At 65.4% G+C, this 12,913-nt stretch carries 11 protein-coding genes; 4 read left to right on the forward strand and 7 right to left on the reverse strand.

The window, feature by feature from the left end; translation table 11 throughout:
- Nucleotides 1-282: 282 nt before the first annotated feature.
- The gene (locus DVS29_RS13395) at nucleotides 283-1,062 is read right to left on the reverse strand and encodes a DeoR/GlpR family DNA-binding transcription regulator (protein ID WP_118181013.1); all 780 of its coding nucleotides are present in this window, start codon (nucleotides 1,060-1,062) and stop codon (nucleotides 283-285) included.
- A gap of 261 nt (nucleotides 1,063-1,323) precedes the next feature.
- Here DVS29_RS13395 and DVS29_RS13400 point away from each other — a divergent pair, with 261 nt between their 5' ends.
- The 3 genes from DVS29_RS13400 to DVS29_RS13410 all read left to right on the forward strand — a co-directional run bounded on the left by DVS29_RS13400 (nucleotide 1,324) and on the right by DVS29_RS13410 (nucleotide 4,841).
- Nucleotides 1,324-2,961 carry a gamma-glutamyltransferase family protein gene (locus tag DVS29_RS13400; protein ID WP_118180943.1) on the forward strand — a complete coding sequence of 546 codons (1,638 nt, stop codon included), beginning with the start codon at nucleotides 1,324-1,326 and terminating at the stop codon, nucleotides 2,959-2,961.
- Between the two features lie 363 nt (nucleotides 2,962-3,324).
- Complete coding sequence (locus tag DVS29_RS13405) at nucleotides 3,325-4,152, forward strand: ferritin-like domain-containing protein (protein ID WP_118180944.1); 828 nt, start codon at nucleotides 3,325-3,327, stop codon at nucleotides 4,150-4,152.
- A gap of 140 nt (nucleotides 4,153-4,292) precedes the next feature.
- Nucleotides 4,293-4,841 (forward strand): hypothetical protein, encoded by a 549-nt coding sequence (locus tag DVS29_RS13410; RefSeq protein ID WP_118180945.1) that lies wholly within the window; start codon nucleotides 4,293-4,295, stop codon nucleotides 4,839-4,841.
- 101 nt (nucleotides 4,842-4,942) lie between these two features.
- On the opposite strand, the gene DVS29_RS13415 is transcribed toward DVS29_RS13410, so the two are convergent.
- The 4 genes from DVS29_RS13415 to DVS29_RS13430 form a co-directional block, all read right to left on the reverse strand.
- Complete coding sequence (locus DVS29_RS13415) at nucleotides 4,943-6,583, reverse strand: DEAD/DEAH box helicase (protein WP_118180946.1); 1,641 nt, start codon at nucleotides 6,581-6,583, stop codon at nucleotides 4,943-4,945.
- Between the two features lie 233 nt (nucleotides 6,584-6,816).
- The gene (gene trhA, locus DVS29_RS13420) at nucleotides 6,817-7,437 is read right to left on the reverse strand and encodes a PAQR family membrane homeostasis protein TrhA (protein ID WP_118180947.1); all 621 of its coding nucleotides are present in this window, start codon (nucleotides 7,435-7,437) and stop codon (nucleotides 6,817-6,819) included.
- Between the two features lie 129 nt (nucleotides 7,438-7,566).
- Entirely contained in the window at nucleotides 7,567-8,865 is a 1,299-nt protein-coding gene (locus DVS29_RS13425; protein WP_118180948.1) for a c-type cytochrome, read from the reverse strand.
- Between the two features lie 21 nt (nucleotides 8,866-8,886).
- On the reverse strand, nucleotides 8,887-9,618 hold the full coding sequence (locus tag DVS29_RS13430) for a c-type cytochrome (protein ID WP_118180949.1): 732 nt from the start codon (nucleotides 9,616-9,618) through the stop codon (nucleotides 8,887-8,889).
- 456 nt (nucleotides 9,619-10,074) lie between these two features.
- Between DVS29_RS13430 and DVS29_RS13435 the strand changes: the two genes are divergently transcribed.
- Nucleotides 10,075-11,007 carry a copper resistance D family protein gene (locus tag DVS29_RS13435; RefSeq protein ID WP_118180950.1) on the forward strand — a complete coding sequence of 311 codons (933 nt, stop codon included), beginning with the start codon at nucleotides 10,075-10,077 and terminating at the stop codon, nucleotides 11,005-11,007.
- A 179-nt stretch (nucleotides 11,008-11,186) separates the two neighbouring features.
- On the opposite strand, the gene DVS29_RS13440 is transcribed toward DVS29_RS13435, so the two are convergent.
- Nucleotides 11,187-11,489: a hypothetical protein gene (locus DVS29_RS13440; RefSeq protein WP_118180951.1), complete on the reverse strand. Its 303-nt coding sequence runs from the start codon at nucleotides 11,487-11,489 to the stop codon at nucleotides 11,187-11,189.
- Nucleotides 11,490-11,745: 256 nt separating this feature from the next.
- Entirely contained in the window at nucleotides 11,746-12,894 is a 1,149-nt protein-coding gene (gene dgoD / locus DVS29_RS13445) for a galactonate dehydratase (RefSeq protein WP_118180952.1), read from the reverse strand.
- Nucleotides 12,895-12,913: the final 19 nt, after the last annotated feature.

The raw sequence follows: 12,913 nt of genomic DNA on the forward strand, positions 1-12,913 counted from the left end.
TTCTCTCCTTTATCGGACAACTCGACTGCATGCAGGCAGGCGCCGGATGGTCGGGACCGGGGCATTACCGCACGGCCTGTGCGGGAGCATCGGGGAACTGGAGTGTAGTCAACCGCACACAGAACCCCAAACCGTCCCTGTGAAATATTCCCTTTGACAATTTCGGGATTGAGAAGCGGTTTCGATCAGCCGCTAACTTCGCGAATTCACTCGAAGTTTCGGTTGCGACGCAGCATGGTGGCGCGCGGTATGCATCGCGCGATGACTGCCGCTCAGTGACGACTACTGCGCGATGTACAGCTGGGTCTTGACGCTTGCGAGCGTCTCGGCCATCTCGGCGGGCGGCGCCGCGTTGGTGAAGAGCGCGTCGATCTGGTCGAGATGACCCTGGCGCACGAGCGCCGGGCGGCCGAACTTCGAATGATCGGCGGCGAGGAACACGGTGCGCGCGTGCTCGATGATCGCCTCGGCGACGCGCACCTCGCGCGTATCGAAGTCGCGCAGCGTACCGTCGAACTCGATGCCCGACGTGCCGATGATCGCGAAGTCCACCTTGAACTGCCGGATGAAGTCGATCGCCAGTTCGCCGACGATGCCCTTGTCCCACGGCCGCACGATGCCGCCCGTCACGAGCACCTCGCAGTCCGGATAGCCGCTCATCATGCTGGCGACGTTCAGGTTGTTGGTGATCACGCGCAGCCCGCGATGCCGGTTCAGTGCGCGTGCCACTTCCTCGGTGGTCGTGCCGAGGTTGATGAAGAGCGACGCCTGATCGGGAATGTGAGTGGCCACTAGCGCACCGATGTGCCGCTTCTCGTCATGGAACATCCGCTGCCGCGCCGTGTACGACACGTTCTCGGAGCTGGTCGGCAGACTCGCGCCACCGTGATAGCGGCGCAGCAGGTTCATGTCGGAGAGCCAGTTGACGTCGCGGCGGATGGTCTGCGGCGTCACGTCGAAGTGCGCGGCGAGATCGTCCACGGTGACGAAGCCGTCGCGTTGAACCCATTCGAGCAGTTCCTGCTGGCGGGCGTTCAGGGTCAGGCGCGGGTCTCGGGTCATGGTGTGAGCGTGGTGGCCGGCTTGCGGAGCGAGGGCCGCGCCGGCTTTCGTCATCGTGGGTTCGGGTGAGCTATTGTAAAGGCCTGCGCGCCGCGCGCCGGCCGATGCGCGATCGAGTCGCTGCGATTGAGCAATCGCGCGCATCGGTTCATGTGACCAATGCATTTGCCTTTTGGACGGTGCTGCGCTGCAATGGCCGACTTCGGTGCGCGGCGCTCGCCGGCCCTGCACAATACGCTGTCTTCTCCGAGAGCTTCCGACATGACCCGCTTCGACTGGCACAACCCGTATCCCACCACGCGCCTTCCGGTTTTCGCCCGCAACGTCGTTTCCACGTCGCAGCCGCTCGCCGCGCAGGCCGGCCTGCGCATGCTGTGGAAGGGCGGCAATGCGGTCGATGCCGCGATCGCCGCCGCGGCCGCGATCATGATCGTCGAGCCGGTGTCGAACGGGCTCGGCAGCGATGCGTTCGCGCTCGTCTGGGACGGCGCGAAGCTGCACGGACTGAACGCGTCGGGCGTCGCACCGGCGGCGTGGAGCGTCGACTATTTCCGCTCGCGCCACGGCGAGGCGAACGGTCTCGCGAAGCAGCCGGTGCGCGGCTGGGACGCGGTCACGGTGCCCGGCGCGATCGCCGGCTGGGAAGCGCTGCATGCGAAGTTCGGCAAGCTGCCGTTCGGCGACCTGCTGGAGCCGGCCATCGACATTGCCGAGCGCGGCCATGCGGTCGCGAGCGTCGTCGCGCACAAGTGGGCCGCGGCGATCCCCGACCTGAAAGACCAGCCCGGTTTCGCCGACGTGTTCATGCCGCGCGGCCGCGCGCCCGAGGTGAGCGAACTGGTGCGCTTCCCCGGCCATGCGAAGACGCTGCGCGTGCTCGCCGAGCAGGGCCCGCGCGCGTACTACGAAGGCGAGATCGCCGAGCGGATCGCGGCGTTTTCGCGCGAGTGCGGCGGCGCGATGACGCTCGACGATCTGCGCAACTACCGCGCGGACTGGGTCGAGCCGATCGGCAAGTCATATCGCGGCCACACCGCGCACGAGATTCCGCCGAACGGCCAGGGCATCGGCGCGCTGATCGCGCTCGGCATTCTCGAGCAGTTCGACATCGCGTCGCTGAAGGTGGACAGCATCGAGTCGCAGCACCTGCAGATCGAAGCGATGAAGCTCGCGTTCGCCGATGTCTACCGCTACGTCGCCGATCCGCGTTCGATGGAAGTGACGCCCGAACAGATGCTCGACGACGCGTACCTGAAGTCGCGCGCGAAGCTGATCGACCCGAAGCGCGCGACGCATTTCGGCTTCGGCATGCCGAAGTCGGGCGGCACGATCTATCTGTCCGCCGCCGACGAAAACGGCATGATGGTGAGCTTCATCCAGTCGAACTACATGGGCTTCGGCTCGGGCGTCGTGGTGCCGGATACCGGCATCGCGCTGCAGAACCGCGGCTGCGGCTTCTCGATGGATCCGAAGTCGCCGAACGTGGTGGAAGCCGGCAAGCGCCCGTTCCATACGATCATTCCGGCGTTCCTCACGCAGCAGGTGGATGGCCGCGAGGAGGCCGTGATGAGCTTCGGCGTGATGGGCGGCGACATGCAGCCGCAGGGTCACCTGCAGACGGTGGTGCGGATGCTCGACTACGGCCAGCAGCCGCAGGCTGCATGCGACGCGCCGCGCTGGAAAGTGAACCGCGACTTCTCGATCGATGTGGAAGCGACGCTTGACCCCGCATGCGTGCGCGCATTGCAGGAGTGCGGCCACACGATCAAGTCGATCGACGATCCGTACATGGACTTCGGCTCCGGCCAGTTCATCTGGAAGCTCGACCGCAACGAGCCGGACCGCGGCTACGTCGCAGCCAGCGACAGCCGGCGCGATGGCCTCGCCGCCGGGTTCTGAAGCAAGCCGTCGAACCCAAGCCGAACCCCGACGCCAACCCAACTCGTTGTTGCAGCAAGCGAACCGCCCCGATCGTTCGCTTGCGGCGCCATGCCGCGCGTCATTTTGCGTAATCCTGCAAGCGCGAAATTCGAGGATTTCCGCCACCTGCGGGCGGAACCATGACGCCCCAGGCACGGTCAGTGCTCATACCCTATTCAGCACAGTCTTGAAACACAGGCTAAGATGCAAGTCAGTAGGGGTTAACCACTTCAATCGCTGTTGTCGATACCGTTGGCGGCGAGGGGTAGCGCGAAGCAAGCGCGATACACGCGCCGCGTTCGTAGCGCCAACGTCACGATGCAGCATTGGGAGCACGACGCAATGAAAGACGAGTCAACCCATGTGATGCCCTGGCGTATCGAAGACATCGACCTGACGCGGGTCGAGCGTCAGCGCGCCGCGACCAACGAAGACCTGCTGCTGCTGCTGTGCGCGGCATCGTTCATCGAAAGCGGTACCGATCTCTACACCAGCAACCTCAGCAAGTTCTTCAACGACGACCCCGAGGTCTCTTCGTGGCTTAACCATGAATGGGAACCCGAGGAAATGCAGCATGGCCGCGCGTTGAAGACCTACATCAACTACGTGTGGCCCGAGTTCGACTGGGATACCGCGTTCGCGAACTTCTTCGACGAGTATTCGAAGACCTGCGATGTCGAAGGCTTCGAGAAGACCCGCGCGCTCGAGATGGTGGCGCGCTGCGTGGTCGAGACGGGCACCGCCACGCTCTACCGCGCGATCAACGAGTGCTCGGACGAGCCGGTGCTGAAGGAGATCACCGACAACATCCGCACCGACGAAGTCCGCCACTACAAGCACTTTTTCAAGTATTTCAAGAAGTACAACAAGATCGAAGGCAACGGCCGGCTTGCCGTGCTCGGCGCGCTGATGCGCCGTGTGATGGAGATCAAGAACGAAGACTCGGAGATCGCGCTGCGTCATGTGTTCGCGATCCGCTATCCGGAGCGCAAGGACGACTTCGCGTACAACCGCAACCTGTCCGCGCGTGTGAATTCGCTCGTGCGGCGCAATCTGTCCGCGGACCTGTGCGTGAAGATGCTGCTGAAGCCGCTCGATCTGCCCGCGCGCATCCAGCCGGGCATTCACTATCCGCTCGCGAAGATCACGCAGCACGTGTTTTTCCGCTGAGCGACGCCGCGCGAATGCGAGCGCGGCAATCCGGCCTTCGGATCGCTGCACATGCACTACGATGAAATGGCCTGCCGGAGCGCGCGTCGCCCGGTGGGCCATGTCTATTTCGTTTCGCCAACCGGATCGGGAGAGTATCGATGAACCAGTCCGCCAGCCGTTCCGGTGCGCTCGAACAGGAAGCCTTCGACACCTGGCCGCCGCAGATCCAGACTCTGCTCGACGGTGCGTCGCTCGCGTCGAAGGAGGGCTTCACCGCATCGCTGCTCGTCGTCGACGCGAAGGGGCAGTTGCGTACCACGCTGCTCGGCATCGGCGAACTGTTCGCGCCCGATCCGCTTACGGTGTGCTTCGCGCTCTGGTCGCACTCGCGCGCCGCGCGCGCATTGATGCAAGGCGGTCGTGCCGGGTTGACCTTCGTCGAAGGCGAGGCGTTCTATCAGATCCAGCTGAAGGTCGAGCCGCTACCGGAACTCGATGGTGAAGATGGGGAAACTGCGCTTGCGCGCTTCGCCGGCACGATCGAGATCGGCGAGATGCAGCGGGTGCGCTATGCACGCCTCACGCACGGCATCTCGTTCGAACTCGAAGCAGAGGAGAAGCACGCGACGCTCGAGCGCTGGCAGGCGCAGATCGCGGGCTTGAAGCAGGCCGCCGCGGCGTTGCCGCGTGCGGAGGGGGCGGAGTAAACAGGCTGAATGAGCGGGCCGAATGCGCGAGCGGCGGGCTGGCCGTTCGATGCGGAGACACGCGTCGCAACGAGTCTCTCCCGCCCTGATCGCTATGCAGATCAGCCGCGCTCGCTATCGCGCGCCGGCCGCTTGGGCGACTTCGGCGCGTCGTTGCGCGGCTTGCCGCCGAGCAGCGCGCCAGGGTTCGCCGCCGGACGGCGCGATGCGTAAGACGACGCGTTGTCATGCGTTTGCCCGGCCGCACGCGGCTTGTCCTGCGACTGACGCGGCGCGTCCTTGCGCGCGGACGCGTGCTGGCCGCCTTGCGACGCCGCCTTCGCGCCGCCCGGCTTGCCGGCATGCGACTTCTGCGCCGGATTGCCGTTCGAGCGCGGCTGCCCATCGGCCTGCGCGCGATTGCGCGGTTGAGCGCCGCCACGCGGTTCGCTCTTCGACTGAGCCCCCGCCCGCGACGTGCCAGCCGACTGACGGCCCGAACCCTGCGGCGCACGGCCTTCGCCATCGCGGCTCTGCGCCGGCTTCGCGCGCGCTTGTCCCTGGCGCGGCTCACGGCCGCCGCCACCCTGGCTGCGCCGCTGGATCGGCTCCGGCTTCGCGTTCGGATCGGGCTCGAAGCCCGCGATCACTTCCTGGGGCACCGCGCGCTTGATCAGCCGCTCGATGTCCTTCAGCAGCTGCAGTTCGTCGACGCAGACGAGCGACACCGCTTCGCCCGTCGCACCCGCGCGGCCCGTGCGGCCGATCCGGTGCACGTAGTCTTCCGGCACGTTCGGCAGGTCGTAGTTGACGACGTGCGGCAGCTGGTCGATATCGATGCCGCGTGCCGCGATATCGGTTGCGACCAGCACCTGCAGCGTGGCGTCCTTGAACTCGGACAGCGCGCGCGTACGCGCCGACTGGCTCTTGTTGCCGTGGATCGCGAGCGCGCTGATGCCGTCCTTCGTCAGCTGTTCGGCGAGGCGGTTCGCGCCGTGCTTCGTGCGCGTGAACACCAGCACCTGAAACCAGTTGTGGCGCTTGATCAGATGCGTGAGCAACTCACGCTTGCGATCGCGGTCGACGGGATGGATCTTCTGCGCGACCGTTTCGGCCGTCGTGTTGCGGCGCGCGACTTCGATCAGCGCGGGCGAATCGAGCAGGCTGTCGGCGAGCGTCTTGATCTCGTCGGAGAAGGTGGCCGAGAACAGCAGGTTCTGGCGCTTCGGCGGCAGCTTCGCGAGCACGCGCTTGATGTCGTGGATGAAGCCCATGTCGAGCATGCGGTCGGCTTCGTCGAGCACGAGGATCTCGAGCTGCGACAAATCGATGGTCTTCTGCTGCATGTGGTCGAGCAGACGGCCCGGCGTCGCGACGACGATGTCGACGCCGCGTTTCAACGCGTCGATCTGCGGATTGATGCCGACGCCGCCGAACATCACGGTGGACTTCAGCTTCACGTGCTTGCCGTACGCGCGCACGCTTTCCTCGACCTGCGCGGCGAGTTCGCGCGTCGGCGTGAGGATCAGCGCGCGCACGACGCGCTTGCCGCCCGCGGCGGGCGGCATCGACAGCAGGCGTTGCAGGATCGGCAGCGTGAAGCCGGCCGTTTTGCCGGTGCCGGTCTGCGCGCCGGCGAGCAGGTCGCCGCCGTTCAGGACAGCCGGAATGGCCTGCAGCTGGATCGGGGTGGGAGAGGTGTAGCCAAGTTCATTGACTGCGCGGACCAGCGGTTCGGACAAGCCGAGAGATTCGAAAGACATAAAGCAGTTGCTATCCAGTGTGGGCGGCCGGCAGGTGCACGCGGCCATCAAGGCGCAGTGCACGGCGCAAGGCGAAAGCCTTGACCGGTCGCTGGGAAAACGGCGTTGCGCAGGTGGCGCAACAAGAGTTCTGGCAACAGCGCGCGCGTATCACGCACCCGCGAGACATGCGCGCAACGGCGCGCATTCAAGACACGCCGGCCGGCATCAAGTTCCATTCGCCGCCGAAGCGGTCACGCGACATACCGCGCGACGCTGACGAATTGACACAAACTCCCCGCCAGTACGAACAGATGCCAGATGCCGTGTCCGTGGCGGATGCGCTCGTCGTTGATGAAAAACCAGATGCCGCCTGTGTAGATCAGCCCGCCGGCCAGCAGCCACGCGGTGCCCGCCGCCGGCAACGCGCCGATGAGCGGGTGGACGGCTACGAGCGCGAGCCATCCCATCAGGACATACAGCACCATCGATACGCTGCGGGTGCGGCGCCCGAGCGTCAGTTCCTGCACGATACCGAACAGCGCGAGCCCCCAGCTCACGCCGAACAGCGACCAGCCCCACGGTCCACGCAACGTGACGAGCGTGAACGGCGTATAGCTGCCGGCGATCAGCAGGTAGATCGCCGCGTAGTCGCATTTGCGCAGCACCGCCTTGAGTCGCGGGCGATGCGTGCTGTGATACAGCGTGGACACCGTGTAGAGCAACAGCAGCATCGCACCATAGATGCTGAAGCTCACCACCTTGTACGGATCGCGCTCGACGGCGGCCATCGTGACGAGCACCGCCAGCCCGGCCACCGACAGCACGGCGCCGACGAGATGGGTCACGCTGTTCAACCGCTCACCGATCTGCACGATACGTTCCTCGATCCTGCCGGTTGCGTTGCTCAGTTGAGTTGTCTACGCAACCGCGCGACACACAAAAACAAAGGGCGCGGCCTTGCGAGCTTCCGCCGGCCGCGCCCCTGAGGCTTTCGTGTTCGCTTAGTCGAGCGGCGCCGAGCGCAGATCGCTGACCTGCTGTGGCGACACGGCCGCACCGTTGTTGCCCCACGACTGACGCACGTACGTCACGACCGCGGCCACTTCCTGGTTCGACAGCGCCTGCGCGAACGGCGGCATGCCGTACGGATGCGGGTTGCCGTCCGTGCTCGGCGGGTAACCGCCATTCAGCACCATGCGGATCGGGTTGACTGCCGACGGCATCTGAATGGACTGGTTGTTCGCGAGCGGCGGATAGTTCGGCGGCATGCCGAGACCGTTGTCCTGGTGGCACTTCGCACAATGATCAGCGTAGATCTTCGCGCCTTGCTGCTTCAGTTCGCTTCCGAACGCGGTCGACGTTTCCAGCTGCAGCTGTTCCGGTGCTTCCTTCTTCTGCGGGATCGTCTTCAGGTACGTCGCCATCGCGTGAATGTCGTCGTCCGACAGATACTGCAGGCTGTTGTGCACCACTTCCGCCATCGGGCCGAACACCGCGCCGCGCTCCGACACGCCGTTCTTCAGCAGCGATGAAATATCCTTGATGTCCCAGTCGCCGAGGCCGGCTTCCTTGTTCGACGTCAGCGACGGCGCATACCAGTTCTGCAGCGGGATCAGACCGCCCGCGAAGGCTGCCGAGTTCACCGGGCCGCCCATCGCGTTGATCGACGTGTGGCACATGCCGCAGTGGCCGAGGCCTTCGATCAGATACGCGCCGCGGTTCCATTCCACCGACTTGGTCGGATCCGGCTTGTACTCGCCTTCACGGAAGAACAGCGTGCGCCAGCCGATCAGCAGGTTGCGGTTGTTGAACGGGAACTTGAGTTCGTGCGGACGGCTCGGCACGTTCACCGGCGGCACCGAACGCAGGAACGCGTAGATCGCGTCGGAATCCGCGCGCGACACCTTCGTGTAGCTCGTGAACGGGAAGCCCGGATACAGCAGGCTGCCGTCCTTCGAGCGGCCCGTGTGCATCGCGCGGTAGAAGTCGTCCGAGGTCCACTTGCCGATACCGTATTGATCGTCAGGCGTGATGTTCGGGGTGTACATCGTGCCGAACGGCGTAGCCATCGGCAGGCCGCCCGCGAATTCCTTGCCGCCGCGCACCGTGTGGCACGCGATACAGTCGCCGGCGCGGGCGAGGTACTCGCCCTTCTTGATGAGTTCGGTCTGCTCGGCCGGCGTGGCGGCCATCGCGGCGCCGTTATGCAGGTTGTCGCCGCCGGACCACAGCACCGGAACGAGCGCTGCGGCTGCAACCACGACCACAGCCGACAGGGCGAAGAGGGACTTGCGTTTCATTTGGTGATCTCTCCCGGTGCCTTATTGCGGTTCGCTGCCGCAGGCAAGCGGAGTCTTCAACGATTTTGCCGGAGCCGGCACGGGGTTCTGCGGCGCGCGCTGCTGCGCCAGCCAGGCCGCGACGGCGTTCACGTCGTCATCGGTCAGGCGGGTGGCGATCTCGTGCATGCAGTCCGGCGCGATGGCGTGACGCGAGCCCGAGCGCCAGGCGCCGAGCTGCGCGCTGATGTAGTCGGCGTGCAGGCCGACCAGACCCGGAATGGCCGGCTCCATGCCGGTCAGCGCCTTGCCGTGACAGGCCGCGCAGGCCGGCACGTTCTTCGACGGATCGCCGTTCAGGACGATATTGCGGCCGCGTTCCAGCGTGCTGTTCGACACGGTGGGCGCCGCCGGCGTCGGATACGGCGGACGCTGCTGCGAGAAGTACGTCGCGATCTGATGCAGATAGTCGTCAGAGAGATACGTGACGAGGTAGTTCATCGGCGGATACTTGCGACGACCCGCGCGGAAATTTTCCAGCTGGTTGTACAGATAGTCCGCCGGTTTGCCGGCGAGACGCGGGAAATAGTCGTTGTCGGTGCCTTGCCCATGCGAGCCGTGACATGCCGTACAGCCTTGCACACGTGCTTCCATCGTGTCGGGGGCTTTGGGCTGGGTCTGCGCTTGCGCAGCGCTGTAGACGCCCGCGGCGCCAATCAGCAGAACGGCGAGCAATGGGCGGAAAATGCGTCTTGAAGACACGCGTAACTCCATCAATATCGGGGACCTGACCGAACTTCGAGCGGCTCGGTGTGAAGGCAGCCGACCTGGGCGCGAACGCGGCCGGCGCTGCGGCGACGCAGCATTCTATCATCGATGGGTGATGGTGACTATTTGCCCCATGCGACGTGGTTCCGCACTGAAGCGCCGATGCGACAACTTGCCGCACATGTGGCGGCGCCGGGCGGCGAACGGCTGTCTCAAGATTCGGAGACAGCCGATTTTTTTATGCGGCGAGCGTGAACCGATGCGCATCGCGCCCTTCGAAGTACACTCGCGGTGGCGCGTCGACCGCGCCGCCTGTCACTCAGTATTTTTCAGTCTGCCCATCACGACCCAACGTCTCATGAATCGACCTGGCTTCATCCATCCGTCGCCGAACCGCGCGACTTTCTGCGTTGCCGCAAACCTCGTTCCGTCTACGCAAGGCCATTGCGCCTTCACGATCCGATGAGGGCGGACGGCTTGTGGATCGGGCAGGTCGCAATGGCCGCGCTGATGGATGTCGCGTTCGCGTTCGCGGTCGGCTCCGCGCTGCTCGGCGCCTGGCTCGCGCGCGATGCGCAGGTTGCGGTCGCGCCGGCACGGCCCGCGTGGCTGCGGGCACAACGTTCGACCAGCATTGCCGCGCTGGTGCTCGTGCTGACCGATCTCGCATGGCTGCTGTACGAAACGGCCTCGATGGCCGGCGTGCCGCTGTCGGGCGCATTTGCTGAGCTGCCAACCGTGCTGACGCAGACGCATATCGGGTTCGGCTGGTGCGTCGCGTTCGGCGGCGCGCTCGTACTGCTGCTCGTGTCGCTGTCGCATGGCGCGAGCGCGCTGCGCCATGGCGTGCTGTGGCTCGCGGTGCTCGTGATCGCCGCGGGCAAGGCGTCGCTGGGTCATGCGGCGGATGCGGGTTTCGTGTCACCCGCGCTCGGCATGCAGACGCTGCACATCCTGACCACCGCCGTGTGGGCCGGGCTCGTGCTCGCGTCGGGCTTGTCGGTGCTGTCGGCGCTCGGTGCTTCGGTGGCGCGCGGCGTGCTGATCCGCGTCGCGGGCCAGATCTCGAGCACGTCGCTGGTCGCGTTCCTGCTCGTGATCGCGACCGGCGTGTTCAACGCATGGCGCGGCTCGGGCGGCTCGCTCGACGCGATCGCGGTCAGCAACTGGGGGCATGTGCTGATGCTGAAGGCGACGCTCGTCGCGCTGGCCGTGGTGCTCGGTGGGATGAACCGGCTGTCGGCGCTGCCGCGTCTGCGCCGCACCGCATCGACCGTCGATGCGCACACGTTCACGAACCTGCTCTATCTCGAAGCGCTCGTGATGATCGGCGTGTTCGTCGCGGCCGCCGCGCTCTCGCACAGCGTGCCGGCATCGGCGGCGATCGGCGCGTAGCGATATCAATGCGCGTGGGCGAGACGCCAGCGCGCACGACGATCGCCCGCGTAAAAATGCGCCGCACAGCATGACTGTGCGGCGCGAACACACACGGCACGCCGCTCGCGGGAGCGGAGCTGTCCGTTACTGCCTGCCTCACTGCGCGTTGCGGCTGCGTCGATGCCGATCGAAGCGCCTCATTCGTAGCCGAGCTTGTGACCGACGATCGGCGCGCAGAAGAGCGCGATCGCGCAGCCGGTGACCTTGCCTTCGAGCTCGGCGAGCGCCGTGCGCGAAACATAGAGCTGGGTCAGCAGATCGACGAGTTGCGGCACGCAGTACAGGAACGCCGCGAACAGAAACCAGCGGCCCACGGCTTCGATGCGCCACTGCCGGCCGCATGCGACGCCCGCGGCGATCACGCGGAGCACGCCGAATGCGACCAGCGCGCCGACGGCGGCCTGCTCGCGGATCAGATAGTCGGGAAGAAATCCGCCCATGGCCCTCTCGCTTTTTTCGTTGGTGTTGGCGCAACGAAAACAGCAAGGAGTGGGCCAGTCGAACGGGCGTTGAGGTTGCCCGAGGGTCGAAGCCTTATCGGGCAATGCGTTGAGGCGAATGGCGCGCGTGCACGCGTGATTCAACGAGCGCTATTGAGGCCCGCTTTGCAGCCCGGCGTAACGTAACCGCTCAAGGGGCGATTCGCGCGCGTCACGTAACGCACGTGACGCGCGCGAATCGCAGAACAGCGCTATCTCACCACTCGGCGACGCTGCCATCCGCGTGACGCCACACCGGGTTGCGCCAGCGATGGCCGGTCTTCGCCATCTCGCGGACCTTTTCTTCGTTCACCTCGATTCCGAGGCCCGGGCCCTGCGGAATCGTCACCATGCCGTCTTCGTACTTGAAGACTTCCGGGTTCTTGATGTAGTCGAGCAGGTCGTTGCCCTGGTTGTAGTGGATGCCGAGGCTCTGCTCCTGGATGAACGCGTTGTAACTGACCGCGTCGATCTGCAGACAGGTGGCGAGGGCGATCGGTCCGAGCGGGCAGTGCAGCGCGATGGCCACGTCATATGCTTCGGCCATCGAAGCGATCTTGCGGCACTCGGTAATACCGCCCGCGTGCGATGCGTCCGGCTGCAGGATGTCGACGAAGCCGTTCGCGAGAATGTGCTTGAAGTCCCAGCGCGAGTAGAGCCGCTCGCCGAGTGCGATCGGCGTGCTCGTCTGGTTCACGATGTCGCGCAGCGCCTCGACGTTCTCCGACAGTACCGGCTCTTCGATGAACATCAGCTTGTACGGGTCGAGCTCTTTCGCGAGCACCTTCGCCATCGGCTTGTGCACGCGGCCATGGAAGTCCACGCCGATGCCGACGTTCGGGCCCACCGCTTCGCGCACCGCCGCGACGTTGTTGATCACGCCCTGCACCTTGTCGAACGTGTCGATGATCTGCAGCTCTTCCGAGCCGTTCATCTTCACCGCCTTGAAGCCGCGGTCGACCACCGCGCGCGCGTTGTTCGCGACATCGCTCGGACGGTCGCCGCCGATCCACGAATACACCTTGATGCGGTCGCGCACCTGGCCGCCCAGCAGCGCATGCACCGGCACGCCGTGATGCTTGCCCTTGATGTCCCACAGCGCCTGGTCGACGCCGGCGATCGCGCTCATCGAGATCGGGCCGCCGCGGTAGAAGCCCGCGCGGTACATCACCTGCCAGTGGTCTTCGATCAGCAGCGGGTCCTTGCCGATCAGGTAGTCGGCGAGTTCGTCGACGGCGGCAGCGACCGTATGCGCGCGCCCTTCGACGACCGGCTCGCCCCAGCCGACGATGCCCTCGTCGGTGGTGATCTTCAGAAAGCACCAGCGCGGCGGGACGATAAAGGTTTCGAGCTTCGTGATCTTCATGCGGGAATCTCCGGTGAAT

Source organism: Paraburkholderia phosphatilytica (assembly GCF_003443895.1).
Lineage (GTDB): Bacteria > Pseudomonadota > Gammaproteobacteria > Burkholderiales > Burkholderiaceae > Paraburkholderia > Paraburkholderia phosphatilytica.

Excerpts from the sequence above, each read along its gene's own strand:
- DVS29_RS13395 (WP_118181013.1), bottom strand. The coding sequence starts at position 1,062 with ATGACCCGAGACCCGCGCCTGACCCTGAACGCCCGCCAGCAGGAACTG.
- DVS29_RS13400 (WP_118180943.1), top strand. The coding sequence starts at position 1,324 with ATGACCCGCTTCGACTGGCACAACCCGTATCCCACCACGCGCCTTCCG.
- DVS29_RS13405 (WP_118180944.1), top strand. The coding sequence starts at position 3,325 with ATGAAAGACGAGTCAACCCATGTGATGCCCTGGCGTATCGAAGACATC.
- DVS29_RS13410 (WP_118180945.1), top strand. The coding sequence starts at position 4,293 with ATGAACCAGTCCGCCAGCCGTTCCGGTGCGCTCGAACAGGAAGCCTTC.
- DVS29_RS13415 (WP_118180946.1), bottom strand. The coding sequence starts at position 6,583 with ATGTCTTTCGAATCTCTCGGCTTGTCCGAACCGCTGGTCCGCGCAGTC.
- DVS29_RS13425 (WP_118180948.1), bottom strand. The coding sequence starts at position 8,865 with ATGAAACGCAAGTCCCTCTTCGCCCTGTCGGCTGTGGTCGTGGTTGCA.
- DVS29_RS13430 (WP_118180949.1), bottom strand. The coding sequence starts at position 9,618 with ATGGAGTTACGCGTGTCTTCAAGACGCATTTTCCGCCCATTGCTCGCC.
- DVS29_RS13435 (WP_118180950.1), top strand. The coding sequence starts at position 10,075 with ATGAGGGCGGACGGCTTGTGGATCGGGCAGGTCGCAATGGCCGCGCTG.
- DVS29_RS13440 (WP_118180951.1), bottom strand. The coding sequence starts at position 11,489 with ATGGGCGGATTTCTTCCCGACTATCTGATCCGCGAGCAGGCCGCCGTC.
- dgoD (WP_118180952.1), bottom strand. The coding sequence starts at position 12,894 with ATGAAGATCACGAAGCTCGAAACCTTTATCGTCCCGCCGCGCTGGTGC.